General features: G+C 68.3%; 22 protein-coding genes and 1 tRNA gene. 10 read left to right on the top strand and 13 right to left on the bottom strand.

Annotated elements, in window-relative coordinates; all coding sequences use genetic code 11:
• The first annotated feature begins 412 nt into the window (after positions 1–412).
• From ENSA7_RS25270 to ENSA7_RS25250, 5 genes are all read left to right on the top strand, one after another.
• Positions 413–856 carry a hypothetical protein gene (locus ENSA7_RS25270; protein WP_106091909.1) on the top strand — a complete coding sequence of 148 codons (444 nt, stop codon included), beginning with the start codon at positions 413–415 and terminating at the stop codon, positions 854–856.
• A gap of 134 nt (positions 857–990) precedes the next feature.
• Complete coding sequence (locus tag ENSA7_RS25265; protein WP_181234089.1) at positions 991–2,394, top strand: DUF4215 domain-containing protein; 1,404 nt, start codon at positions 991–993, stop codon at positions 2,392–2,394.
• Positions 2,395–2,462: 68 nt separating this feature from the next.
• Positions 2,463–3,806, top strand: a complete 1,344-nt coding sequence (locus ENSA7_RS44140; protein WP_181234088.1) for a myxococcus cysteine-rich repeat containing protein — start codon at positions 2,463–2,465, stop codon at positions 3,804–3,806.
• Positions 3,807–3,889: 83 nt separating this feature from the next.
• A complete protein-coding gene (locus tag ENSA7_RS25255; RefSeq protein WP_106091952.1) occupies positions 3,890–4,240 on the top strand; it encodes a YciI family protein in 351 nt (116 codons plus the stop codon).
• A 15-nt stretch (positions 4,241–4,255) separates the two neighbouring features.
• Positions 4,256–5,503, top strand: a complete 1,248-nt coding sequence (locus ENSA7_RS25250; protein ID WP_106091907.1) for an RNA polymerase sigma factor — start codon at positions 4,256–4,258, stop codon at positions 5,501–5,503.
• On the opposite strand, the gene ENSA7_RS25245 is transcribed toward ENSA7_RS25250, so the two are convergent.
• Entirely contained in the window at positions 5,452–5,952 is a 501-nt protein-coding gene (locus ENSA7_RS25245; protein WP_106091906.1) for a MauE/DoxX family redox-associated membrane protein, read from the bottom strand. The two genes, ENSA7_RS25250 and ENSA7_RS25245, sit on opposite strands and share 52 nt — an antisense overlap.
• A complete protein-coding gene (locus ENSA7_RS25240) occupies positions 5,949–6,551 on the bottom strand; it encodes a rhodanese-like domain-containing protein (RefSeq protein ID WP_181234087.1) in 603 nt (200 codons plus the stop codon). The genes ENSA7_RS25245 and ENSA7_RS25240 overlap by 4 nt, the downstream gene beginning before the upstream one ends.
• A gap of 251 nt (positions 6,552–6,802) precedes the next feature.
• Here ENSA7_RS25240 and ENSA7_RS25235 point away from each other — a divergent pair, with 251 nt between their 5' ends.
• The gene (locus ENSA7_RS25235) at positions 6,803–7,576 is read left to right on the top strand and encodes a hypothetical protein (protein ID WP_146158110.1); all 774 of its coding nucleotides are present in this window, start codon (positions 6,803–6,805) and stop codon (positions 7,574–7,576) included.
• A gap of 8 nt (positions 7,577–7,584) precedes the next feature.
• The gene (locus tag ENSA7_RS25230; RefSeq protein WP_106091903.1) at positions 7,585–8,067 is read left to right on the top strand and encodes a DUF2062 domain-containing protein; all 483 of its coding nucleotides are present in this window, start codon (positions 7,585–7,587) and stop codon (positions 8,065–8,067) included.
• Here ENSA7_RS25230 and ENSA7_RS25225 read toward each other — a convergent pair.
• From ENSA7_RS25225 to ENSA7_RS25195, 7 genes are all read right to left on the bottom strand, one after another.
• Positions 8,033–8,620, bottom strand: a complete 588-nt coding sequence (locus ENSA7_RS25225; protein ID WP_106091902.1) for a hypothetical protein — start codon at positions 8,618–8,620, stop codon at positions 8,033–8,035. The two genes, ENSA7_RS25230 and ENSA7_RS25225, sit on opposite strands and share 35 nt — an antisense overlap.
• Positions 8,621–8,651: 31 nt before the next feature.
• Positions 8,652–9,779: a rod shape-determining protein RodA gene (rodA, locus tag ENSA7_RS25220; protein WP_106091901.1), complete on the bottom strand. Its 1,128-nt coding sequence runs from the start codon at positions 9,777–9,779 to the stop codon at positions 8,652–8,654.
• Positions 9,776–12,031 carry a penicillin-binding protein 2 gene (gene mrdA, locus ENSA7_RS25215; RefSeq protein ID WP_106091900.1) on the bottom strand — a complete coding sequence of 752 codons (2,256 nt, stop codon included), beginning with the start codon at positions 12,029–12,031 and terminating at the stop codon, positions 9,776–9,778. The genes rodA and mrdA overlap by 4 nt, the downstream gene beginning before the upstream one ends.
• Entirely contained in the window at positions 12,028–12,576 is a 549-nt protein-coding gene (locus ENSA7_RS25210; RefSeq protein ID WP_106091899.1) for a hypothetical protein, read from the bottom strand. The genes mrdA and ENSA7_RS25210 overlap by 4 nt, the downstream gene beginning before the upstream one ends.
• 163 nt (positions 12,577–12,739) lie before the next feature.
• Positions 12,740–13,819: a DNA adenine methylase gene (locus ENSA7_RS25205; protein ID WP_106091951.1), complete on the bottom strand. Its 1,080-nt coding sequence runs from the start codon at positions 13,817–13,819 to the stop codon at positions 12,740–12,742.
• A gap of 159 nt (positions 13,820–13,978) precedes the next feature.
• Positions 13,979–14,051, bottom strand: a tRNA-Lys gene (locus ENSA7_RS25200).
• Between the two features lie 61 nt (positions 14,052–14,112).
• A complete protein-coding gene (locus tag ENSA7_RS25195; RefSeq protein ID WP_106091898.1) occupies positions 14,113–14,769 on the bottom strand; it encodes a 3-oxoacid CoA-transferase subunit B in 657 nt (218 codons plus the stop codon).
• Between the two features lie 22 nt (positions 14,770–14,791).
• On the opposite strand from ENSA7_RS25195, the gene ENSA7_RS25190 reads away from it, so the two are divergent.
• Both ENSA7_RS25190 and ENSA7_RS25185 read left to right on the top strand, forming a co-directional pair.
• A complete protein-coding gene (locus ENSA7_RS25190) occupies positions 14,792–16,528 on the top strand; it encodes an alpha/beta hydrolase family protein (protein WP_146158109.1) in 1,737 nt (578 codons plus the stop codon).
• Positions 16,529–16,557: 29 nt separating this feature from the next.
• A complete protein-coding gene (locus ENSA7_RS25185) occupies positions 16,558–17,133 on the top strand; it encodes a Uma2 family endonuclease (protein WP_106091896.1) in 576 nt (191 codons plus the stop codon).
• A 22-nt stretch (positions 17,134–17,155) separates the two neighbouring features.
• Here ENSA7_RS25185 and ENSA7_RS25180 read toward each other — a convergent pair whose 3' ends face one another.
• From ENSA7_RS25180 to ENSA7_RS25165, 4 genes are all read right to left on the bottom strand, one after another.
• On the bottom strand, positions 17,156–17,869 hold the full coding sequence (locus ENSA7_RS25180; RefSeq protein WP_146158108.1) for an AgmX/PglI C-terminal domain-containing protein: 714 nt from the start codon (positions 17,867–17,869) through the stop codon (positions 17,156–17,158).
• 59 nt (positions 17,870–17,928) lie between these two features.
• Positions 17,929–19,176, bottom strand: a complete 1,248-nt coding sequence (locus ENSA7_RS25175; RefSeq protein WP_106091894.1) for an SPFH domain-containing protein — start codon at positions 19,174–19,176, stop codon at positions 17,929–17,931.
• Positions 19,177–19,264: 88 nt separating this feature from the next.
• Positions 19,265–19,654 carry a hypothetical protein gene (locus ENSA7_RS25170; protein ID WP_106091893.1) on the bottom strand — a complete coding sequence of 130 codons (390 nt, stop codon included), beginning with the start codon at positions 19,652–19,654 and terminating at the stop codon, positions 19,265–19,267.
• A gap of 155 nt (positions 19,655–19,809) precedes the next feature.
• Complete coding sequence (locus ENSA7_RS25165) at positions 19,810–20,439, bottom strand: hypothetical protein (protein WP_146158107.1); 630 nt, start codon at positions 20,437–20,439, stop codon at positions 19,810–19,812.
• Positions 20,440–20,660: 221 nt separating this feature from the next.
• Between ENSA7_RS25165 and ENSA7_RS25160 the strand changes: the two genes are divergently transcribed.
• Positions 20,661–23,837: an MXAN_5808 family serine peptidase gene (locus ENSA7_RS25160; protein WP_106091891.1), complete on the top strand. Its 3,177-nt coding sequence runs from the start codon at positions 20,661–20,663 to the stop codon at positions 23,835–23,837.
• The last annotated feature ends 85 nt before the right edge of the window (positions 23,838–23,922 follow it).

Genomic DNA, 23,922 nt, shown 5'->3' with positions numbered 1-23,922 from the left:
GCCGGCCTGCCCGGCGGTTCTGACGGGCTTCGCATGCACAGCCTGAACATTGGGGGGACGCAGCGCACGCTCGTCGGCGTTGGGTAGGGGTCTCGACTGACTGCGCGGTCTCATCGCGTGGTCCAGGGCCCGAGAAACTCCGCACCCAAAGACGGTGCAGCTGAGCAGTGACCATTTTGAGTCACCAGCCTGCGACGAGTCGACTGGAGCTAACCGGGGTCGGAGATTTGGGGGTACCATGCGAGCGTGCTGGCGAAACGGGCGGGCTCGGGCACAAGCTGGCGTGCCGCTGGCCGCCGCCGCGGGTTGGGTCTAAGCGGGCGAATCCGCGCACTGAGACCTTCGCACTTTCAACGGTCTTAGGTACACTCTCGAACTGTCACCTTTTTGGTGCTGCCTCCTCCGCCCACACATGGACGTCCGCGAACTCGACGACGACCGCTTGCTCATCGAGCACGAACACGGCCACGTGGAAGTGCGTGAGCTGGCACCTGCGGTCTTCATCACTCGGTACTACGGGACCGCACCCGTGATCGTCGTCGATCCGGTGATCTCACGCTTCAATGATCGCATCGCCGCTGGTCATCGGATCAGCCTGTCGATCGACGCCACGGATCTCGCGTTCTTCGAGGCGGAGTTTCGCCGCCGGCTGACCGACTGGATGCGCGAGAACAAGGCTCACCTCGACGACGTGCACCTGCTGTTCAGCTCGCGTCTCGTCATGATGGGCGCCGCGCTGGTCAACGCCACGATCGGGCCCAAGATCAAGAGCTTCGCCGAGCGCGAAGAATTCGACGCCGCGATTCAAGCCGCGATCGCAGCCCGCCAAGCCGTGAAGAGCACCGGCTCGGTGTAGCAGCATTTCCTGCGATCTGTGGGTGGTCCGCGATTCGTGCGTGCGATTGGTCTGGGTAGCAATTGCGCTGCGGATTAGTTGACACGTCACCATGGTTGATGTCCGCTGCGCGTATGAGGACTGCCCGTACTTCATTGCTCACCCTGTCTGTCGGCCTCACCCTCGGCGCGTGCCAGACCGAGCCGCTGGAGGCCGATACCGGGACCGAGGCCGAGACCGGGACCGGGACCGAAGTCGGAGATGGTGACGGGGACACGGGTGACGGGGATGGCGACGGGGATCCAGGTGACGGCGACGGCGACGGCGATCCAGGTGACGGCGACGGCGACGGCGACGGCGACCCGCAGGCCGAGTGCGGCAACGGTGAGCTTGACGCGGGCGAGGCCTGTGACGACGGCAACGACGTCGAGGAGGACGCGTGCACGAGCGCCTGCGAGCTCGCGGCGTGTGGCGACGGCTATGTGCAGCCCAGCAACGACGAGGTCTGCGACGACGGCAACACCGACCCGGGCGACGCGTGCACGGCCAGCTGCGTGGTGCCTGGGGCGGTCGTGTGGGAGTCGATCCTCGACTACGACGACGCGGGTGACGACGACGTCGGGGTTCAGGTGGTGCTCGACAGCGGCGACAACATCGACATCTTGATCAGCACCAACGGCAATTATCGCCTGTCCGAGTACGCGGGCGACGGCACGGCGCTGTGGAGCTATCCCTCGCTCGCAACCTTGGTCCCCAGCCTCGCGGTCAGCCCCGATGACACGCTGGTGGTCGGCGGGAGCAACGGCAACCAGGGCGCGACTCGCATGTATGACACCGACGGCAATTCGCAGTGGACGCAGAACGTCCCGGTCAACAATTCGCGGGTGCTTGGCGTCGCGGTCGACGACATGGGCTTCATCGTCGCGGGTGGGTACCACGCCAACGACAAGGCGCTCCTGTTTCGCGATGACAACACCGGGACCGAGGATTGGAGCAACTTCGACTCGGACGGTGTCTCGATCCGGCTGGTCGCGGTCGGCCCCGACGGGCAGAGCTGGGCGATGCGCAGCAGCCCGCGGCAGCTCGAGACCTACACGGCCGCGGGTGCACCTGCGTGGGTCTCTGCGCCGCTCGACGACGCTGTCTATGCCGACCTCGCCGTCGACGGCGAGGGCAACAGCTATCTGCTCTCGGCCGCGAACGACGGCTCGCTGCTGACGATCAGCAAGTATGACAGCAGCGGCGAGCTGAGCTGGACCGTGGACCACGATGACCCCGGCCAGCTCGAGGCCGCGGGCGGCCTGGCGGTGCTGCCCGGCGGTGGCGTGCTGGTCAGCGGCAGCACCAACGGCGGCCCCGACGGCGCGGACGGCCTGCTCGCCTGGTACGACGCCGACGGTGACACCCTGATCCCCGACATCGTCGTGGATGGTGACGCGGCCGTGGATCTCGACGTGTTCGTCGACGTGGTCATTGGAGACGGCTACGCGGTCGCTGTCGGTGGTCACCACGCGGACGGGCAAGACGGCGATCTGTGGATCCGCAAGTTCGAGATCTAAGGCTCCTCAAACCAAGCGCCAGCAACCAAAATTTGACACGCTCGCGCGCCGCTCGTCAGGATCGTTGGATGTCGAGCTCGCTCAACCGTCCCGTGTTCATGGCGCTCGTCGTCGGCGCGCTGATCTGTCCGGCCTGCGGTGACAGCTCGGCCCGCGACGGCGACGGCGACGGCGACGGCGGCAGCGCGCCTGGTGACGGTGACGGCGACGGAACCTTGGGCGACGGGACCCTGGGCGACGGCGACGGCGATCCAGCGGGTGACGTTGGCGAGGCAGAGGGCGACGGCGATGACGATCCTGGCGACGGCGACGGCGATCCGCCGCTGGGCTGCGGCGACGGCCAGCTCGACCCTGGCGAGGCCTGCGACGACGGCAACAACGAGCCCGGCGACGGCTGCTCGGCGTTCTGTCAGCTCCCCGGCGCGCTGATCTGGGAGCGGTTCATCGACATCGACGATCAGCAGGGTGACGACGTCGGCCTCGAGGTCGTCGTCGACGCCCAGCGCAACATCGACGTGCTGATCTCGATCGACGCCAGCAGCTACCTGCTGGCCGAGTTCGACGTCGACGGTAACTTCGTGTGGAGCGTGAGCTCGCTGCAGACCGACAAGCCCAGCTTGGAGCTCACCGGGCTCGACGAGCTCGCGGTCGGCGGGCTCCTGGGCAGCCAGGGGGCCACGCGGGTCTGGGACACCGACGGCGACTCGGGCTGGACGACCCTGGTCGACGTCGGCAACTCGGGGATCCTCGGCGTCGCCGTCGACGGGCAGGACTTCGTGACCTCGGTCGGCTACCACAGCGAGAGCGGGTTCCTGGCTCGCTACGATCCGCTCGACCTCGAGTCCTGGGCGCAGCTGCAGGTCACCGCCGGCTCGCTCGGTCCGGTCGGGGTGTCACCGAGTGGCGAGATCTGGGCGGTCCGCGGCGACGCGGCGCTGCTCGAGCGCTACAGCGTCACCGGGGATCCTGGCTGGACCGCGCCGATCGAGGGTCAGGCCGACCACGTGTTCGAGGAGCTGGTGATCGGCGGCGGCGGTGAGGCCTACCTGCTCGCTCGGGCCGCGGATCAGAGCTCGTTCACGCTGAGCAAGTATGACGCCGCGGGTGCCCTCGAGTGGTCGCAGACCCACGATGGCGGCGGGCTCGAGCACGGCGCCAGCGGCCTCGCGCTGCTGCCCGGAGGGCTGGTGGTCGCCGGGTACACGAACGGCTCGGGGGGCGCCGCCGACGGGTTGTTGAGCTGGTACGACGCCAACGGGGGCGAGCTCGCGGCCGACGTGGTGCTCGACAACGCCGATCTCGATCGGCTCTACGACGTGGTCGTCACCACCCACAACTACGCGATCGCGGTGGGCGCTCACGCGAGCGGGGGCGAGGACTCGGATCTGTGGATCCGAAAATTCGAGATCTGAGTTAAAAAAGCTCGGGACCCTGTCGATCGGGCGTGAGCTCGTGCGTCGAGGGGATGAACCTTCACCACCAGGAGACACCGACGATGCAATACCTACTGCTCATCTACGCCAACGAAGCCGCCGAAGCCCAAGTCCCGCAGGAACAGCGCCAGGAGGTGTTCGGCGAGTGGATGTCCTACACCAACGACATGAAGGCCGCGGGCGCGTACGTCGCTGGTGACGCGCTGCAGCCGGTCTCGACCGCGACCTCGGTCCGGCTGCGCGATGGTGAGCGCATGATCACCGACGGCCCGTTCGCCGAGACCAAAGAGCAGCTCGGCGGCTACTACCTGGTCGAGGCCGCGGATCTCGACGGCGCGCTCGAGTGGGCCGCCAAGTGCCCCGGCGCGCGGACCGGCACGATCGAGGTCCGCCCGGTCATGGTCTTCAGTTAGTCGGGGTCATCGCGGATGATCCCGGTCAGCGTCGCGGTCGAGCGGGTGTTTCGGCGCGAGTCAGGCGCGGTGCTGGCTGGGCTGATCCGCATCCTTGGCGAGTTTGATCTGGCCGAGGATGCGCTTCATGACGCGCTGGCCAGCGCGCTCGAGCGCTGGCCGAGCGACGGGATCCCCGAAAACCCTGGCGCGTGGATCACCACGACCGCGCGGCGCAAGGCGATCGATCGCCTGCGTCGCGCCGCCACCCGTGGCGCCAAGCAAGCCAGCGTCGCCGCGCTGATCGAGCTCGAGGCCGACGAGCGCCGTGACGCCGCGTCGCTGGATCAGCCGGACATCGCCGATGATCGACTGCGGCTGATCTTCACCTGCTGTCACCCGGCGCTGAACCGCGAGGCCCAGGTCGCGCTGACCCTGCACACGCTCGGGGGCCTGAGCACGGCCGAGATCGCCGCGGCGTTCTTCGTCCCGGTCCCGACCATGGCCCAGCGCCTGGTTCGGGCCAAGGCGAAGATCCGCGCGGCCAAGATCCCGTATGTCGTTCCCAGCGCGCAGGCCTTGCCCGAGCGGGTCGACTCGGTCCTGGCCGTGGTCTACCTGGTGTTCAACGAGGGCTACTACTGCGCGACCGGTCCCGATGGCGTGCGCCGGGATCTGTGCGACGAGGCGCTGCGGCTCGGCCGGCTGCTCGCGCAGCTGCTCCCCGAGCGCGCCGAGGTGCTCGGCCTGCTCGCCCTCGTGACCCTGCACCACTCGCGCCGAGCCGCGCGCGACCACGTGCTCGACGAGCAAGATCGCGGCCTGTGGAACCACGCGGAGATCGCCGAGGGCATCGCGTTGACCAAGCGCGCGCTGAGCATCGGCCCGGCCGGCTCGTATCAGCTGCAGGCCGCGATCGCGGCCCTGCACGCCGAGGCCCCGAGCGTCGACGCGACCGACTGGCGGCAGATCGTCGCGCTCTACACCGAGCTGGCGCGTCGGCATCCGTCGCCGATCGTCGAGCTCAACCGCGCCGTCGCGGTGTCTCGGACCCACGGCCCCGAGGCCGGGCTCGCGCTGCTCGAGGCGCTCGCACACGACAGCTCGTTGGGTGACTACCAGCCCTTTTACGCCGCGCGGGCTGACCTGCTTCGCCGCGCCGGGCAGATCGACGCCGCGGTCGCGGCCTATCAGCAGGCGATCGCGGGGGCGCCCAATCAGGTCGCGCGCGACTACTTGGCCAGGCGCTTGGCGGAGCTGGACCGTGGCTCGGGCGGCAGGTAGGCGACCACGATCGCGGCGAGCAGCGCCACGTCGCGCAGCAGCAGCGGCCAGCCGACCGCGCTGGCCTGCGTGGCCTCGCCAAAGCAGCCGCAGCTCAGATCGATGCCGCGGACGATCACCGACAAGATCAAGCCAATGAACGCGACCGTCAGCGCGCCCAGCACCAACGAGCCGGCCCGCCGCTTGAACCCGGTGATCAGCGCGAGGCCCCCGAGCAGCTCGGCGATCGGGACGACGGCCGCCGCGAGGTTCCAGGTCCAGTACGGAAACGCCTGGTAGTTGGCGATGTCCTGGGCGAGCGTCGCGGGGTCGATCAGCTTGAGCACCCCCGCGTAGATGAACACGCCGCCCGCGATCAGCCGCGCGGGCCAGCTGGCGAGGATCATCCACCTGGGGGGGGCTTCTCGCCCGCTTGCGGACACCTGCTTGGACTGGTCTACCGAGCTCATCCGGCTGCCTCCGGCGCGACGCTGGAGCTCGGCGCGTCACCAAAGCGGGTGTCACCGCTGACCATGGGGCCGCCCGCGGCGACCCAGGCCTGCCAGCCACCCTCGAGCACCCGAACTTTTTGGCACACGTCACGCTCGCGCAACAGCAGCCCCAGGTACTCCGACTGCTCGCAGCGGCCGCCATCGCAGTAGGTGATCACGGCGCCCTCGGGCGGGATCGGCAGCGACTGCATGTCGAGCAGACCCTCGGCGTCCTCGGCCGGGAGGTTCATCGCGCCGGGGATGTGGGCGGCGGCGTAGTGGTAGGCCGGGCGGGCGTCCACGAAGGTCACCTGCGCCTGCTCGAGCAACACCTGCGCCTCTTCGATCGAGACGCGATCGACCACGGGCGCGACGCTGGGGATCTCGTCGACGCTGCAGCTGCCCTCGTCCGCGGGCGGGGTCGCGATCCACTCGAGGTCGGGGTGGAGCCCCAAGAACACCACGCCAGCGAGCAGCGACGCCCCGCCGAGCAGCAGCAGATCGGTGAGCAACTCGAGCTGTCGCGCGAGCGCGATGGTTGCCACGAGGAGCGCGGCGATCAGGAGCAACGCGAGCACTGGGACTACCTTAGACCCGAGCCGTTCAACCGCCCAACGCGATTTTGGGCGTAGGCGGGTGTTCGCGTAATGCGCCGCGATCATGGAGTGGGCCCGTGCACAGCGCGTACTCCGCGAAAGTGGCGAGCAAGCGCGCTACAGCGGCCCCGAGCAGCCTCGCGCACAAACACGCGCTGGCATAGAAGCCGCGCCAGTGTTTCACTGACGGCGCGTTCGCCATGCCTCGATCTAAGCTTCACCGCCGACCCGTCTTGCGTCGATTGCTGCTGGCCTTGGTGCTGATCGCAGTCACGCTCCCGCTCGCGAGCGCTGCCCTCGCGGCGCCGCCGTCTTCTGGCTCGGCGTCTGGCTCGGCGTCCGGCTCGGCGTCACCGGCGGTGTCCGGTCGCGGCGGACCAGGTGGCACCTACAAGTCCGCCCCGTCGGGCTTTCAGCTGCCCGACTTCGTCTACGGTGGCAACGCGGTGTCGCTGCTCGCTCCGGTCCAGATCGGCCTGACGCCCAACGGGTACATCCCGCGCGGGCGGATCGGGTTTCAGTACGACCGGCAGCTGCACCGCGCCCACTGGCTGCACATCGGCGCCGCGGCGCTGTTCGATCGTGGCGACTGGCAGACCTTCCGCATGGACTCGTGCGGCCTCGAGGCGCAAGTGGGCACCTGCCAGCCCGGGACCACCTCGGGCCTGGATCTGTGGGTTGGCTACACGCACAAGCTGTTCATCGAGAAGCACCCGTGGATCGTGCCGACCTTCCGCGCGGGCGTGGCCGGCGGGTTTTGGTACTACCCGCGGCTGAACGGCACTCGGGAGCAGACCCGCGAGCTCAGCTGGATGCTGGGCCTGCAGGCGGCGGCCGGGGTCCGGTTCTTCCTGCTCCGCGAGCTGGCGCTCGGGATCGACGTCGAGCTGCGGCCAGGCTTCGTGATCCACCGCGAGCGGCTGCCCGCCGTCGCTGAACCCAACAACAATCCGGCGTTCATCCTGCCGCTGCAGATCCTGCCGCTGGTGCTCGAGTACCGGTTCTAGGCCAGCACATGCTCGCTCGGCTCCGGCAGGGCATCGTCTCGCTGTTGCGGCTCAACGCGTCGCCGCACGGGATCGCGCTGGGGTTCACGCTGGGCTTGGGGCTGTCGCTGTTCCCGATCCCGCTCGCGGGCATGTTCGCGGCGCTGGCGTTGGCTCCGCTGCTCGGCGCGAGCCTGCCGGCGGTCTATGCCGGGACCGCGATCGTCAACCCGCTGACCGGCGCGGCGATCTACTTCGCGGAGCTGTGGCTGGGCAGCGTCGCCCTGAGTGAGCCGCTGCCGGGCTGGGCGGTCGTGCGGACCTACGACTGGCGCGGTTGGTGGGAGCTGTTCAGCTCGAAGGTCCCCGCGTTCTTGCTGGGCGCGGCGATCCTGATGACGGGGATCTCGGCGCTGTGCTACCCGATCCTGCGCCGGATCGTCGCTGGGTTTCAGCGCCGCCACCCACCCGCGTCGGTCACGGAGCCAGCTGATCCGCCGGCAAGCCAATGACGAGGTCGGTCATGCCACCCATGGAATTGTGGCAGTCGGCGCAGAAGAACACCTTGGCGCCGTTGCCGATCCGCCCGTCGATCGGGGTGCCATCGCGCTCGACCAGCGCGAAGAACCAGTCGTCGAAGGTCGGGTTGTAGCCTTCCTCGAACTTGGCGAGCACCTGCATGGCGTTGAGCGGGGTGCCCTGCGCGCTGTAGCTCTCTTTGACGAACACCGCCCCCCGCGGCATCTCGAGCGTCTGGGTGGGGTCGGTGACATCGATGGTCCGAAACACCTCGGCGCCGATCTCGTTGGCCCACATCCTCGCTGTCGTGCTGCCCGTGTCGTCGTGCTTGGTGATGACCCCGTCGAGGTCGAGCCGCACGTAGTTGGCCTCGTAGTCCACGGCCTCGGCGATGATCGCGTCGGGGTCGAAGATCTGCGGCTCGGGCTCGGGCTCTGGCTCGGGTCCACAGCTGACCAGGCTCATCAGGCCGATCAGGCTGACCAGGCCGATCAGGCTGACCAGGGACAAGGACTGACCGATCGCAGTGAACCGCAGCTGGGACATCCCCCGCGAGAGTACCGCAACTGCGAGCGGCTCATCGCCACTCGCGCGAGCGGCTGATCGACATCAGCATCCCGAGCGAGATCATCAGCGTGACCACGCTCGAGCCGCCGTGCGAGAAGAACGGCAGCGGCAGACCCGTGTTCGGAAAGAACTCGAGCACGACCCCGACATTGAGGACCGCGTGCCACAGGAACATCGCGCCAATTCCAACGCACAGGCACGCCGCGAACCGATCGCGGGCCTGCGAGGCCAGGTTGATCGCCCACAGCACCAGGCTCATGTACAGCGCCAGTAACATCGTCGAGCCGACGAAGCCCCACTCCTCGGCGAACACCGCGAACGAGAAGTCGGATTCTTTGTAGGGCACGAAGTCGAGCACGTTCTGGGTGCCCTGACCGATCCCCCGCCCAAAGAACCCGCCGTTGCCCACGGCCGTGCGCGCCTGGACGATCTGGTAGGCCTCGTCCGGGTGTGACTCGGGGTCCAGCCACACGTCGATCCGCTTGGTCTGGTAGCCCTGCATGAAGAATGACCACGCGACCATGAAGCTGATGCCACCAGCGACCAGCAGCGTCAGCAGGGTCTTGAGGTCGAACTCGGTGATCGCCAGCATCGACAGCGCGATCAGGATCAAGATGATCCCGGTGCTCAGATCAGGCTGCTGAATGACCATGAACGCCGGCGTCAGCACCAGCAAGCCCGGCAGCACCAGGGTCTGGACCAGGGTTCGACGCGTGTCCTTGCGCGCGAGCCGGTGCAGGTAGCGAGCCAGGCCGATCACCAGCAGCAGCTTCATCAGCTCCGACGGCTGAATCCGCACGAACGCCAGGTCGAGCCAGCGCGTGGCGTTGTTGATCGTGGTCCCGACGATCGGCACCAGCAGCACGAAGCCGATGCCGATCGCGTAGACCGGGTACGCGACCCGGTAGTAGACCCGGTAGTCCACAGCCGCGACGCCGATCATCAAGAGCGTGCCGATCGCCACGAACCGGAGCTGATCGCGGACCAGCTCGCCGCTCCAGTCGCCACCCTCGGCGCTGTTGAGGTTGATCAGCGCGAGCGTGATGATGCCGAAGGTCAGCGTGATCACGACCCAGTCGATCGAGCGGCGCAGCTCGGTCCACCAGGTCTGCGGCCCCGTGATCAACGGATTGGTCACAGGCCCTCCTCGATCTCGGCTTGGCGCTGGCGCTCGGTCTCGCCCGGGAGCGGCGGCGGGACCCCGGGCGCGCGCGGGTGGGCCGAGAGATCGCCGTCGGCGCCCTTCGAGCCCAGGTAGTGATCGATCACGCGCATCACGATCGGCGCGGCCGCGTCGGCGCCGATGCCACCGTGAGCGACGAGCGCGACGACCACGATCTCGGGGTTCTCGGCCGGCGCGTAGCTGGCGAACCACGCGTGGTCCTTGGTCACGTCCCAGCCCTCGATCAATTCTTCACCCTCTTTGGGATCGATCCCGACCTGCGCGGTGCCGGTCTTGCCGGCCACGGTCACGCTCGACAGCCGCTCGCTGTAGGCGGTGCCGAGCTCGCTGTTGACCACGCCGATCAGCCCCTTGTGGATTCGCTGGCGATCGAAGGGCGCGATCACGGGCTCGGACTGCTTGAACTTGGGCTCGGTCTGCAGGACCAGCTTGGCGTCCGAGGTCTCGACCCGATCGACGAGCGAGGGCGTGACGACATACCCGCCGTTGGCCAGCGCCGCGTAGAGCACCGCGATCTGCAGCACCGTGGCCTTCACGTTGCCCTGTCCGATCGCCGAGTTCAGCCGGACACCCCGCTGAAACGTGCCCTGGCGGGCCTCGGACGCCTCGGTCGGGACGACCCCGGGGACCTCGGCGTTGATCCCCAGGCCGGTCCGCTCGCCCAGCCCCAGCCGCCGGGCGACCTCTTCCATGCGCGCGAGCGTGAGGTCCTTCTCGATCGCGAGGTGATAGAAGTACACGTTGCAGCTCTGAACGATCGCTTGCTCGAGGTTGATGATCCCGTGCCTGTGCGTGTCGTTGAAGCGGCGGCCGCCGTACTCGACGTAGCCGTCGCACTCGATCGTCTCTTCGGGGTTGAAGTTGGGCTCCTCGAGCATCGCGAGGGCCGAGACCACCTTATAGGTGCTGCCCGGGTAGAAGTTCTCCTGGACGGTCTTGTCAACGAACGGCTTGAACGGGGAGTTGAGCCAGTCCTCGTACTGCTGCCGGGTGATCCGGCCCTCCCACACGTTGGGGTCGATCGCGGGCGCCGAGACCATCGCGATGATCCGACCGGTGTGGACCTCCATGGCGATCGCCCCGCCCGCGCGCTTGACCGCGCCGGTGCCATCGAGCCCGCCGATCGCTAGACTCTCGCCGCCCAGCCCCTCCATTGTCTCACCCGCGAGCGCGGTGGCGGCGACCCGCTGCAGATCCAGATCCAAGCTCAGGTAGATGTCCTGCCCGGGGATCGGCTCACGGTCGGGGGGCAGCGCCGCGGTCGCGGCCGGCGGCGGCTCGGCGACCTCGCGGCCGAGCGCGTCGACTACTCGGGAGCGCTCGCCAAGTCGCCCGCGCAGGTAGTTCTCCCACTGCCGCTCGATCCCGGTCACCCCGATCCGATCGCCGGGTCGGTAGTCGATGTAGCGGCTGTCCTCGAGCGCGCTGCGACCGATCTCGCGCATGAAGCCGGTCACGAACGCGGTCAGCTCGCGCTCCGGGTAGTAGCGGCGCGCGGACTCGCGGATCTCGACCCAGGTGTCGAAGCCGCGGGTCTGGATCCGGGCGTTCTCGTCCCACGAGAGGTTGTTGCGCACGGCCACGGCGTAGCGACCGTTGCGCTCGTCGGCGCGCAGGCGATCGAGCTTGTCGACGAAGCTGGCCCGGTCGTCCTCGTCGACGAAGTCGATCAGCGCCCCGAGGTCGATGATCTGCTGGTCGTCGATCGGCATCCGCACGATCTTGGGCTCGTCGCCGGGCTGCTCGGGCTCGACCTGCACGCGGGGGATCGCCGTGACGTACAGGGCGTAGGTCGCGTGATTGGTGGCCAGCGGCCGGCCCTTGGTGTCGAAGATCCGACCGCGCGGGGCCTCGACGTCGATCGTGTCGACGAAGTTCTGCTCGGCCCGGCGGGCGAAGTGCACGCCCTCCAAGATCTGCAGCTGGAACAGGCGGACGATCAGGCTGAGGAACACCAGGCCGCCGACGATCACGAACACCTGCAGCCGGCGCTTGAGCACGCGGACGTCGTCGGACGGGCTGCGCCGCGAGAGCTGCTTGCGCTCGCTGCCGGAGCCCGAGCCAGCGCCAGACCCCGAGTCGGGGCCGGAGCCGGAGCCGGACACGGAGCCAGACCCCTCCGCCAAGCGCTGGGCGCGACGGGCGATCGCCGCTCGAAATTCCTTGCTCGAGAACCCCTTGCGCGGCTTTTCCTTGTCGCGGCTCACCGAGCGGCCTCCGTTGGCTCGGGCGTCGGGGCCTGCTCGAGTCGCAGGCGGCGGAGCAGCCACGTGGTCAGCAGCCAGACCGGGTGCGCGACCAAGAACGTGGCGGCCAGGTGCCAGCGGGCCTGCCACAGCGACACCATCAGCGCGTCACGAGGGATCCGCATCGGATCCGCGAGCACCATCAGCGTGCCCCAGGTCGCGAGATCGATGACCGCGACCGCGACCATGGCCGCGGCCGCCCGCGACAGCCAGCCGTGCAGGGCGAGCCGACCCGAGGCCCAGTACAGGGCCAAGAACGACAGCTGATGGGCTAAAATCAACGTGCCGAGCGGCCCGCCCTGGTGAAGGTCCTCGAGGTAGCCCAGCACCGTCGCTATCGCGAGCTTGGCCGGCAGCTCGCCCTCGCGGGAGAACGCGAGGTGGACCAACAGCACCGCCGTCGTCGACGGCAGCATGATGCTCAGCTCGAACACATGCCCAAGCCCAGCCACGGCTGCCAGCAGCAGCCAGCCGAGCACGATGTAGGCGAGGGCACGAAAGAACATGTCGAGGCTTCGCGGCGGGATCTTAGGCTGGGCGCCCCAAAAGTCGAAACACGACCGCGCCGGGTGGCGTCGAGTGCGGGATCCTGGCGCGCGAGGGGGGCGACGTCCGAGCCTCGCTCGGGATTCCCGCCGCCGTTGGCGCGCTCGCGCGCGTGGTTCCAGGTTACTCGAACAGATCCGACTGGGGCGGCTCGGGGGACCCGCCGTCGATCTCCAGCGGCTGGTCGAGCGCGTCGGTCTCGACCACGTACAGGTACTCGAGGTTGCGCAGGTGGCTGACCGCGCCGACCTTCTCGCCGCTCGGGTTGTAGATGCCGATCTGCGCGCCGACGTAGCGCTTGTAGTCGTGGCTGAGCACGGTCACCCGCCCGCGGGTCGAGAGCATCGCCTCCATCTGCGCGCGCTCGATGTAGCCCTCGTTGTTGAACGAGACCAGCAGGACCTTCCCCTGGACCGCCGCGATCAGCTCGGCCAGCGCCGCGTGGAACTTGCGCTTGGAGTTGTAGGGGCTCTTGCGGGTCCGGCAGTCGACCCGCTTGCACGCGATGCCATAGACCTCGGGCTGATCCCACAGGACCAACGACTCCCACACGTGATAGTTCGACAAGTAGCTGTGCTGGTTGTAGGGCGGGTCGAGGTACACGACGTCGGCCGCGAGCGTGCGCGCGGCCTCGAGCGCGTCCATGCGGTGGGCCTCGCTCTTGCCCGCGGGCGCGCGCGGGACCAGGTCGGGCAGGCGCAGGCTCAGGTCGTTGTGCGATCGCGCCGCCCACTGCTTGAGGTACGCCATCTGTAGCCCACAGGTCGAGTCGACCCGATCTGCCGCCTCCATCAGCGAGACCAGCAGCACGGCCTCGAGCTCCGGCTCGAGCTGCTTGGCCGCGATCGCGTCGCGGATCGCGTCGACTCGGGCGCCGTTCTTGGGCTGGAAGAAGCGCGAGCGCTCGCAATAGGTGTGCGTGAACCACCCAGGCTGGCCCGGCAGCGCGTCGAGTTCGGCGAGCAGGCGGGTCGCGTCGCGCTGCAGCTGCTCGAGATCCGCCGCCACGTAGCAGCGGGCCAGCGTCGCGGCGTAGGTGTTGTGATCGTTGGCCAGCACCCGGTAGCCCGCGCGCTTGAGCGCGTGCCCCACCCGCGAGGTGCCCGAGAACAGGTCGATGACCGAGGTCGCGCTAGTGACCGCTGCGACGGCGTCCAGCACGACCGGCAGCAGCGTGCGCTTGGAGCCGATGTACTTGATCACGAGCCGCCCGCTTGGCGCCAAGGCTACGAAGGAAGCCTGGTCGCGTCTAGTGCGTGTATTGGCCACGAATTGATCGTGGCCAGCGAATTCATAGCAATGCGACGTTGTATGAATGCGCGTCAACCAAATACAAAGGCCGCCAAATCGGCGGCCTGTGTATGAGCCCGGGAGGAATCGAACCTCCAACCCGCGGATTAAGAGTCCGCTGCTCTGCCAATTGAGCTACGAGCCCGGAAGGAGTCGCAACCTACACGAACCATTCGCCGATGAAACCCCCACGGCGTTGCGGTAGCTCACGCAGTCGCGGGTGACCCGACGCGGACGCTGGCTCCGCTCGCGTCCATGAACTCGGCCTCGCTGACCCCAGGCGCCAGCTCGACCAGCTCGAAGCCTGCGTCGCCCGTGCGGTCGACCTTGACCACGCCGAGCTCGGTGATCACCAGATCCACGCAGCGCACGGCGGTCAGGGGCAGCGTGCAGGCCTCGAGCAGCTTGCTGCGGCCCTTGCGGTCGCGCTGCTGCATGACGGCGATGACCTTGCGTGCGCCAGTCGCGAGATCCATGGCCCCGCCGATCCCGGCGACCTTCTTGCCGGGCACCATCCAGTTGGCGAGATCTCCGCGTTGGCTGACCTCCATGGCCCCGAGCACGGCGACGTCGACGTGGCGGCCGCGGATCATGGCGAAGCTGAGCGCCGAGTCGAAGGTGCTGCCGCCCTCGTTGATCGTGACCGTCTGCTTGCCCGCGTTGATGATCTGCGCGTCGACCTCGTCCTCACGCGGGAACGGCCCCATGCCGAGCAGGCCGTTCTCCGAGTGCAAGCAGATGTTCTGCTCGGGCCGCAGGTGGTTGCTGATCAGCGTGGGGATCCCGATGCCAAGGTTGACGACGCTGTCGCTGGGCAGTTCTTGCGCAGCGCGAGTGGCGATCTGATCTCGGTCCCAGGGCATTGCGAGCTATATAGTCCGACGGATGCGTCGCGCTTGGCCAGGGATTGCCGCTCGAATTATTGGAGCCATCGGGCTGTGCCTGTCGGGGTGTCTGGCGACGCCGCCGTCTGGCACCCAGGTCGCCACGCCGCAGGAGACGGTGAGCGAGGCGGGCGAGCTCGTCGAGCCGGCCCGCGCGCTGGCCGGGCTGTACAAACCAGGCGAGATCCGCGGGTTCACGTTCATCCAGGTCGGTGACGAGATCGGCCGCTCGTACGGGCGCTACGACGGCCCAGTCGAGCGCGACGGTCAGACGCTGCATCGGTTCACGACCCAGGTCGAGCTGCTCCCACCTGGCGGCAAGCCGCTGCGCTTCGCGGCCGAGCTCCTGATCGATGAGCGCGGCGACCTCGTCGAGGGCTGGGAGCGATCGATGGCCGCCGAGCTGCGCTTCGAGGTCAAGCCCGAGCAGTCGCTGCTCCACATCCAGGCCGACGCCGGGCTCAGCGCGGTCGAGCAGGCCGAGCTCAGCTACGAGCCGGGCACCGCCTACATGGGCTACATGTCGACGATCCACGAGGAGCTGATGCTGGCGCTGCGCGAGCTCCGGGTCGGCGACAACGAGTGGCGGCTGATCAGCCTGTCGGCCGGGCGCGCGGATCCGTGGTCCGCGAAGGTCGAGCGGCAGGGCGACACGGTCGTGCTCGACACCAGCTTGGGCGAAGAGATCTGGCTCGAGAACGGACGGATCACCCGCATCGAAGTGCCCGACGACGAGCTGGTGGTCACCAGCATGGCGCATCCGCAGTGGCCGGACTGGGAGGTCACCGGGCCCACGGCGCTGACGTACAAGCCGCCACCAGGCGCGAGCTTCTCGATCCGCGAGGTCGAGCTGCCGGGCCAGGCCGACGATCCGGTCCTGCGTGGCGATGTCTTGGTCCCGGATCCCGCCGTTCACGGGCCGGGGCCGCATCCGGGGGTGGTGTTTCTGGGCGGCAGCGTCTCGGCTGATCGCTACGGGTTCGCGGGGCCGCCCGCGGTCGACCTCGGCTATCACGAGATCACCGACGCGCTCGCCAACGCGGGCTTCGTGGTCCTGCGCTACGACGAGCGCGGCGCGGGTCAGAGCGAGGACGCGAAGCCGAGCTGGGTCGGCCAGCGGACCGACGCGCGCCGGGCGTTTCGGACCTTGTTGGTCCAGCCCGAGGTCGACCCGGATCGGATCATCGCCGTGGGCCACGCCGAGGGTGGCTGGCGCGCGCTCTCGCTGGCGGCCGAGCGACCGCGCGAGGTCATCGGCGTGGCGTTGCTGGCGACCCTGGGGCGCAGCTATCGCGAGCTGTTCGCCGCCCAAAAAGACATCCTCGAGGCGCTCGAGACCGGCAAGGGACTGCCCAAGCAGCTGCAGCCGATGGCCGACTGGTACGGCGAGATTCTGGTCGAGGACCCCGAGGCGCTGGTGTTTCGCGCGCTGGTGCCCATGTGGATCGCCCAGGGCGGCAAGGACTTCGAGACCGATCCGGTCAAAGACCTCGCGGCCCTGACCGCCGCCGTGCGCAAGTACAAGCGCGACGCCACGATCGAGCGGTTTCCCGACCTCGACCACCACTTCAAGCACGAAGACGGCGTCTCGAATCAGACCAGCTACCTCGACCCCCGACCGGTCGACAAAGACTTCCTCGCCGCGCTGGTGCAGTGGACCGAGGGCATCGCCGCGAAGGCCGGCGCCAAGTCCAGGCCCAACAAGCCCAACAAGTCCAAGGCCCAGCCGACCAAGTAGTCGGCCCTCCGGGGTGCTAATCTGACGCAGTGATCGGCCCGACTCGACTGCACCGCTACACCTACGCGGACTACGTCGCCCTCGAGCAGACGAGCTCTACCAAGCACGAGTTCCTCGACGGCGAGATCTACGCGATGGCCGGCGGCTCAGAGGAGCACTCGGCCCTGTGCGCACAGGTCCTGCGCCTGCTCGGCAACGCGATCGGTGATCGCCCGTGTCGGGTTCACACCTCCGACCTGCGCGTCTACGTCGAGTCGGCCGGCTTGGCGACCTTCCCGGACGGCTCGGTGATCTGCGGGCCGCTCTCGCAACACGAGCCCAGCCCCACCTCTACGGCGCTCAACCCGACCCTGTTGCTCGAGGTCACGAGCGACTCGTCGGAGGACTACGACACCGGGTTCAAGCTCGAGGCTTATCGCAGCATCCCCTCGCTCGAAGAGTACGTGGTCGTCTCTCACCGCGAGCGCCGGATCACCGTTCATCGCCGAGCGCCAGACCGGGGGTGGACAGCCACCGTCGGTGTTCGCGGCGGCGCCGTCGAAGTGCGGAGCTTGGGCACGACCTTGACGATCGACGAAGTCTACCGCGCGAGCGCGATCTGCTGAGCGCCGCCTCGCGTTGCGCGGCTCAGCCGGGGCTGAGGTTGAAGGGGTAGAGGACCTTCATCTCGCCCCCATCGGGGACCTCGGGGAACTGCCACGTCTCGGCCGCCTTGGCGATGCACGCGCCGACCGCCTCGTCGCCCGTGTCGTTCCTGTTGACGATCGCGCCCCTGACCTCGCCTTCGCTGGTGATCGGGAACTCGATCGTCACCCGGCCGGACAGGGTCTTGTCCCTGGCCAGGCCGGCGTCGTAGCAGCTGCGCACCTCGTTGATGTGGGCGCGAACGATCCGACGGATGATGTCCTCGTCGAGGCTGCCCGTGACCTCGGGCCGGGCTTGCCGGACCCGAGGCGCTCGCACCTCGCGTCCGCCGAGCGCCGCGCCGAGCCCCTCGGGGGTGCCGTGGCCGTAGCCACAACCGTTGCCCGTGCCGATCAGTCCGAGCTCGCCGATCCGCTGGGACTCGCCGACGAGGTTGGCGAACGGCTGCACGACCGGTTGCGTGCGATCGTCGTCGGGCGGCCGCGTGTAGATGCCCTCGAGCTGGCCGTCGATCGCCTCGACCGGCTCGCTCTGATCAGTCTGATGAGGGACGCTCGCCAGGCTGTCGTCGATCTCGGCGCCATGGGGCGTGCACCCGACCATCGCGACGGACAAGACAAAATCGGCGCCCGGACGAGAGATCCAGGCGCCGGTCAGGCGGGGGCGGGGAGGCCAAGACAGTCGCTGCGTTGGCATGGGGCGCACTCGCTGGCCCCTGACAGCGATCGCGCAGAACGGTTCCCCGTCGTTCCGCGCTAGAAGCTGTCGAGCAGCGTGGCCTTCTTGGCCGAGTACTCTTCGTCGGTCAGCAGCCCGGCCTCGAAGGCGGCCTTGAGCTTGAGCAGCTTGCTCTGCAGATCGTCGGCAGCGGGCGCCGCAGGTGCGGCTTGCTGATCAGGCGCCGGGTTCCAGCCGGCTTGCTGCGGCGGAGCTTGGGGCGGCTGACCCTGGTACTGACCCTGCTGAGGCGGGTAGCCCTGCTGAGGCGGGTAGCCCTGCTGTTGCTGCGGGTAGCCTTGCTGAGGCGGGTAGCCCTGCTGCTGGGGCGGGTAGCCCTGCTGCGGATAGCCCTGCTGAGGCGGGTAGCCCTGCTGCTGCGGGTAGCCCATGTTCTGCGGGCCCATCATGTTGCCCATCATGTTGCCCATGCCGAAGCCCATGCCCATGCCCATGCCGGCGTTCATGACCCCGCTGCCCGAGCCCTTGTGGGCGTTGGCGGCGACGTCTCGCATGGCTTGCATGCCCTCCCAGGCCATCGTGTTGTCAACCCCGCGAGCTGCCTGAGCGGCGGCGTCTTCCAGCGCTTTTTGGATCGCTGGCGGGAGCGTGATGCTCTCGATGATGAAGCTGGTCAGCGCGATCCCGATGCCGGTGACGTCGGCCTGGATCCCGTTCTTGACCTCGCTGGCGAGGATGTCGACGTGCCCGGCGATGTCGCCGACGCTGACCTTGGCCTGGTTGGCCGCCTTGCCAAACGCCTGCAGCACCCGGCTCTTGATGAAGCGCTCGATCTCGTCGGTGGTGACCATGCTGTTGGTCCCGACGATCTCCTTGAAGAACGTGCCCGGGTCGGCGATGCGGAAGTTGTAGCTACCGAACGCGCGGATCGGCACCCGCCCCGGCCGGTTGCCGACGGCAAACTCTGGATCACGAATGATGATGGGGTTTGGCGTGCCCCACTTCTGATCCATGTATTGCTTGAGGTTGATGAAGTAGATCTCGACCTTGAAGGGGCTGTCGAACCCGTACTTCCAGCCCTTGAGGGTCGACAGGATCGGCGTGTTCTGAGTCGAGAGGGTGTGGGTGCCGGGGCCGAACACGTCGGCCATGACGCCCTCGTTGACCAGCACCGCCGCCTGCCCTTGACGGCACACCAGCTTGGCGCCGTTCTTGATCTCGTGATCCTCGTCGGGGAACCGCCAGACGAGGGTGTAGTTAGTGTCGTCGAGCCACTCGATGATCTCGATGAGCTCGTTGCGGATGAAATCCATTATCCGTCCCATTGACTCTCCTGTCCTGCCTCTCGTGCCTGGTGTGCCTGCGTCTGTGGGTGAGGGGTTCGGCGCGCCCCCCAACTGCGATCACGAAGCGTCATTCCGCCGCGAGCCCGACCTTCTTGCCTTCTTGCTCGATCGCGCCGAAGTCGGCGTTGCTCATGCCGAACACGTCGGCGAACTCGCCGATCGCGTTGCGCTCGTTGTCGGTGTAGACGCCGTCGGCGTGAACGAGGGCGACCGCGACCTTCATGAAGATGCGCCGCAAGAACGTGGTCTCGAGCACGGTCGCGGCCTCGATCGGGGCGAAGTCACCGCGGGTGACCTCGTCCCACTTCAGGTCGCTGTTGGCTTCGTCGAGAAATTCCCGGATCAGCGCTTGCTCGCGGGCCTCGGCTTCGCCGTCGATCGTGGCGAGGTACCAGAGCCCGCGGGCGAAGACCTCGACCTCTTGGGGGCGTAGCCCGCTGTCGTTGTTGTCCGCCATCGCCTGAATGCTACGGCCCAGGTGCGTTCGGATCTAGAGCGCCTCGCGTTACGAGCTCGGTGTGAGAAAAAGCTTACGCCCGTGGCCAGATGGCCACGGGCGCAATCATCTCGACTCGACTCGACTCAGGACGGATCAGAACACGAGAAGGGAACTCAGGAGTGGTGGGTGGCGAGGGCCTCGAGCGCCTCGACCGTGAGGATCTCGAATTCGCGCTCGAACACGAGGTTTGGGCCGCCGGGGTCCGCACCGTAGACCTCGACCTTCCAGACCCCGGTCTGCGCCAACGGGTCTGGCTGTTGGTCTGGCTGCTGGTCCGCCCGTGGGTTTGGCCGTTGGGCGGGCGGGGTCATGCCCTCTTCCACAAACCGGGCGAGGGGCAAGCTGGCGGCCAAGGTCAGGGTCTCGGAGGGCTGCAGGAAGCCCATGGTCTCGCGGCGCTGGTCACCATGCAGCCACACGAAGGTGACCGGGCGGGGCTGGGTGAGCCCGTCCGCGCGCAGGTGCAAATAGATGGACTCGCTGTCGAGCGCGAACCGGGTCGCGTCTTCGAGCGCGCCCTCGGCCTGGGCGGCGACCAGGCCAGTGACCTGCAGTCGCTCGGCGACCTGAGCCTTGGGCCGATTGGTCTCGCTCGCTGCGTGGACGCTCTGCTGGGAGTCAGCTGGTTGCTCCCGGAGCTGCCCGTCGGCCTGCAGGTCCGCGGCGGTAATTGGAGCGTCCGCGCAACCCGCGGTAAAGACCCCAGAGAACACGATCGCGGCGGCCAAGAAGGAGGTACGCACTGCGGCCCCCATATGCGGTTCTCATGCCACATGCCAAACTCGATGATCTCAACAGCTTACGAGCCTGGAGATCATGATTTTGACACGATTCACTGCATTGTTGCTCCAAAACCTATCTTTGCCGGACCTTTACACAGCCAGAGGTGGGGTCGGGAGCACCCCAGTCAGCTGAGCGGGGGCGAAGCCAGCTGGGGTCGCATTACGAGCTATGATGCGCCCGAATGCGCACGCTGCGACGTTGGTCTGGCGCGAAACTTCAAGCCCTGATCTGCCTGCTCGCGCTCCTTGTGTTGGCGGGTGGGTGCAAGAGCAAGGCGGCCAGTGAGGACGAGGGAAGTGGGTCGGCGACGGACCCCAAGCCCGAGATCGAGCCGGATCCGAGCCCCGGCGAAGAAATGTTCGCGCAGCTGCGGCTCGACGAGCGCAGCTTCCCGCTGCTGATCTGGTCGGCCCATGTGGTTCGTGTCGACTACTTCGACAAGGAGCGGTTCGATCCCAAGGGCCAGCTCGCGACGGCGATGGACTACATCGGGCTCAACACCCCGGAGTTCTTTGGCAAGCGCGAGGGTGACGAGCTCGAGGTCACGGTGCGGTCGCGGACCCAGCGGTTCTCGCTGGCCGACGTCGACGATCTCGACGCCGCCGCCGATGTCATGGAGAAGGTGCTCGAGTTCGCGGCCGAGGTGCTCTCGCTCGAGGACGAGCCGCTGCACGAGCTCGAGTACGACGCGATCAACGGGCTGCTCGCCTCGCTCGATCCCCACACGATCCTGCTCACGCCCGAAGAGAGCGCGGAGCTGGGCGTCAAGACCCGCGGGAGCTTCGGCGGGATCGGGGCCGAGATCGCGGCCAACGAGCGACGGATCCTGGTCGTGCGGGTGCTGCCGGGCTCGCCAGCCGAGGCCGGCGGGCTGCTCGACAACGACGTGATCCTCGAGGTCGACGATCAGTCGACGGTCAACCTCAGCACCGACGACGCGCGCTCGCTGCTGCGCGGGCCGATCGACAGCGCGGTGATCCTCAAGGTCAGGCGTGGCAGCGAGGTCAAGCGGATCGAGATCACCCGCGGGCTCATCGCGATCCCGACGATCAGCGCCGTGATGTTGCCGGACCGGGTCGGCTACGTGCAGGTCACGACCTTTCAGGAGGACACGGCGCAGAAGCTGAAAGAGGCGCTGGAGGGGTTCTTGGCCGAGGGCGAGCTCGCCGGCCTGGTCGTGGATCTGCGCGGCAACTCGGGCGGTCTGCTGGCCCAGGCGGTCGGAATTCTCGACCAATTCGTGACCGGCGGCGAGCTCGTGATCGTCCGCTCGGCGCACGGTCGTGAGCACCAGGACGCGACCGAGGGCATGGTGATCCCGATCGAGGCGCCGATCGTCGCGCTGGTCGACGAGAACGCGGCCTCGGCCTCGGAGATCGTCGGTGGATCGCTCAAGCACCTCGACCGTGGGGTGATCCTGGGCCGCGCGAGCTTCGGCAAGGGCACCGTGCAAGAGCTGCGCAAGGCCACCCCCTACGGCCGCGAGGTCGCGCTCAAGCTGACGATCGCGGAGTACCGGGTGGCCGGGGATCGCCGGATCCAGAGCGTCGGGGTGATCCCGGATCTGCGCCTGCTGCCCGTCGATCTCAGCAGCTTCGAGGGCATCGCTCGCATGTATGACGTCGAGCGCTTCGAGCGTCAGCGCGAGCGGGCCCGCACGGCGCACTTGCCCTCGGCGGTCCACGACGCGCACGTGGACGCGGAGCTGGCGATGTCGCGCAGCGAGCTGTCGCTGCGCTACTTTGGCGGCGCGAGCACGCCGAGCACCCCGGAGACGGGCGACGCCGGTCCGCGCGAGCTGCAAGATCCCGAGATCCGGCTCGCGCGAGCGGTCGCGCTGGCGCTGCGTGGCAAGGTCGGGCGCCGGGCGCAGGTCGAGGCGCTGCCTGGGATCGTGCAGAGCCTGGCGCAGAGCGAGGATCAGCGGATCCTCGAGGCGATCGCGCCATGGAAGATCGACTGGACCGGGATCGACGATCCAGCCGACGTCGACGCCCCGCTCGGGGTCGCGGTCTCGATCGAGGGCGACGGCCCGCACCCGGCTGGCCAGCCGTTTCGCCTCCACATCGAGGTCGAGAACCCCAGTGATCGCGCGCTCGAGCGGGTCCACCTGATCACCGACTGTGCGCGTGACGAGCTCGACGGGATCGAGCTGTTGATCGGTCGGCTCGAGCCCGGCGCGGTCCACAGCCGCAACATCGATCTGCAGGTCATGGCCTGGCACGAGAGCTTCGTCGACACGCTGGCGGTCCACGCCCACGTCGGCGAGCCCGGCCCCACGCCCGACGGCGAGGCCACGCTGCAGTTCGCGGTGAGCGGGGCGCCGCGGCCGAGCTTCTCCTACGACTACTGGGTGATCGATGATCCGCGGCTCGTCGCGCAGGGGCCCAAGCGCCCCGAGCAGCAGCCGTTCCCGGGCGAGCAGCCGTTCACGGTCCAGGGCAACGGCGATGGCTTGCTGCAGCCGGGCGAGCGGGTGTTGCTCGGGTTCTTGGCCCACAACGCCGGCGGCGCGGCGCCCGACGCCCGGGTGTTGCTGCGCAATCTGTCGGGCCGCCAGGGCCTCCTGGAAGAGGGCCTGTACGTGGGCGGCGCGCTGGCTGACGGCGAGTCCTTCGTCGGCGCGTTTGGGGTCTCGATCTCGCCCAAGGCCGATCCGGCGCTGCCGCTGGAGCTCGAGCTGATCGTCGGCGATGGCGTGCTGCACGAGAGCGTCGACGACAAGCTGCGGTTCCGGGTGATCCCGGGGCGCGACGGCGTGGTCGAGATCGACGGCGATCCCCGACGCAGCTTTCGGGGCGATGGGCAGGGCCGGGGCGGAGGCCCGGGCGACGGGGTGCTGCGGGTCTATAATGGTGCCGATGGGTCGACCCCGATCGTCGCCGAGCTGGCCGCGGGCGCGGTCGTCGAGGTCACGGACGTGGCTGGCGAGTGGCTGGCGATCCGTGGCGAGCGCGGCGAAGGCCGGCGCCTGTGGATCCCCAGGGATCTGGTCGCGGTCGGGGGCAAGGGCGCGCTGGCCCGGGTGCCACGGGACCACCGCATGGTCGATCCGCCGGTCGTGTCGCTCGGGGAGATCGCCGGCGTCGTCACCGGAGAGACCGTCGAGATCCATGGGATCGCGCGTCACCACCAGCGCGTGCGCGACGTGGTCGTGACGGTCCGCGCGTCGGGCCCCGCCCAGCCCGAGCGCAAGGTGTTCTACCTGGCCAACCGGGCGCTCGAGGGTGAGCCCGCCAAGTCCCTCGAGTTCAGCGCGACCGTCGAGCTGAGCCCGGGGAGCAATCGCATCACGGTCTTGGTCCGGGACCAGGACAAGGTCGAGCGGCGCCGCGATATCTGGGTGTTCCGGGAGTAGCGGCCGGCTCGCGCGTTCTGGAACCTTTATTGGGGTCTGGCGTCGATGGCCCGGTGCGCGCAGCTAGTCAGTCCGACCCGTGGTA

The organism is Enhygromyxa salina (assembly GCF_002994635.1).
Taxonomy (GTDB): domain Bacteria; phylum Myxococcota_A; class Polyangia; order Nannocystales; family Nannocystaceae; genus Plesiocystis; species Plesiocystis salina_B.
Note: the sequence above shows the minus strand (reverse complement) of the source record. Positions and strands in the feature narration are given on the sequence as shown.

Excerpts from the sequence above, each read along its gene's own strand:
- ENSA7_RS44140 (WP_181234088.1), top strand. The coding sequence starts at position 2,463 with ATGTCGAGCTCGCTCAACCGTCCCGTGTTCATGGCGCTCGTCGTCGGC.
- ENSA7_RS25225 (WP_106091902.1), bottom strand. The coding sequence starts at position 8,620 with ATGTCCCAGCTGCGGTTCACTGCGATCGGTCAGTCCTTGTCCCTGGTC.
- ENSA7_RS25175 (WP_106091894.1), bottom strand. The coding sequence starts at position 19,176 with ATGGGACGGATAATGGATTTCATCCGCAACGAGCTCATCGAGATCATC.
- ENSA7_RS25255 (WP_106091952.1), top strand. The coding sequence starts at position 3,890 with ATGCAATACCTACTGCTCATCTACGCCAACGAAGCCGCCGAAGCCCAA.
- ENSA7_RS25245 (WP_106091906.1), bottom strand. The coding sequence starts at position 5,952 with ATGAGCTCGGTAGACCAGTCCAAGCAGGTGTCCGCAAGCGGGCGAGAA.
- ENSA7_RS25195 (WP_106091898.1), bottom strand. The coding sequence starts at position 14,769 with ATGCCCTGGGACCGAGATCAGATCGCCACTCGCGCTGCGCAAGAACTG.
- ENSA7_RS25160 (WP_106091891.1), top strand. The coding sequence starts at position 20,661 with ATGCGCACGCTGCGACGTTGGTCTGGCGCGAAACTTCAAGCCCTGATC.
- ENSA7_RS25230 (WP_106091903.1), top strand. The coding sequence starts at position 7,585 with ATGCTCGCTCGGCTCCGGCAGGGCATCGTCTCGCTGTTGCGGCTCAAC.
- ENSA7_RS25180 (WP_146158108.1), bottom strand. The coding sequence starts at position 17,869 with ATGCCAACGCAGCGACTGTCTTGGCCTCCCCGCCCCCGCCTGACCGGC.
- ENSA7_RS25190 (WP_146158109.1), top strand. The coding sequence starts at position 14,792 with ATGCGTCGCGCTTGGCCAGGGATTGCCGCTCGAATTATTGGAGCCATC.
- ENSA7_RS25250 (WP_106091907.1), top strand. The coding sequence starts at position 4,256 with ATGATCCCGGTCAGCGTCGCGGTCGAGCGGGTGTTTCGGCGCGAGTCA.
- ENSA7_RS25170 (WP_106091893.1), bottom strand. The coding sequence starts at position 19,654 with ATGGCGGACAACAACGACAGCGGGCTACGCCCCCAAGAGGTCGAGGTC.
- ENSA7_RS25270 (WP_106091909.1), top strand. The coding sequence starts at position 413 with ATGGACGTCCGCGAACTCGACGACGACCGCTTGCTCATCGAGCACGAA.
- ENSA7_RS25210 (WP_106091899.1), bottom strand. The coding sequence starts at position 12,576 with ATGTTCTTTCGTGCCCTCGCCTACATCGTGCTCGGCTGGCTGCTGCTG.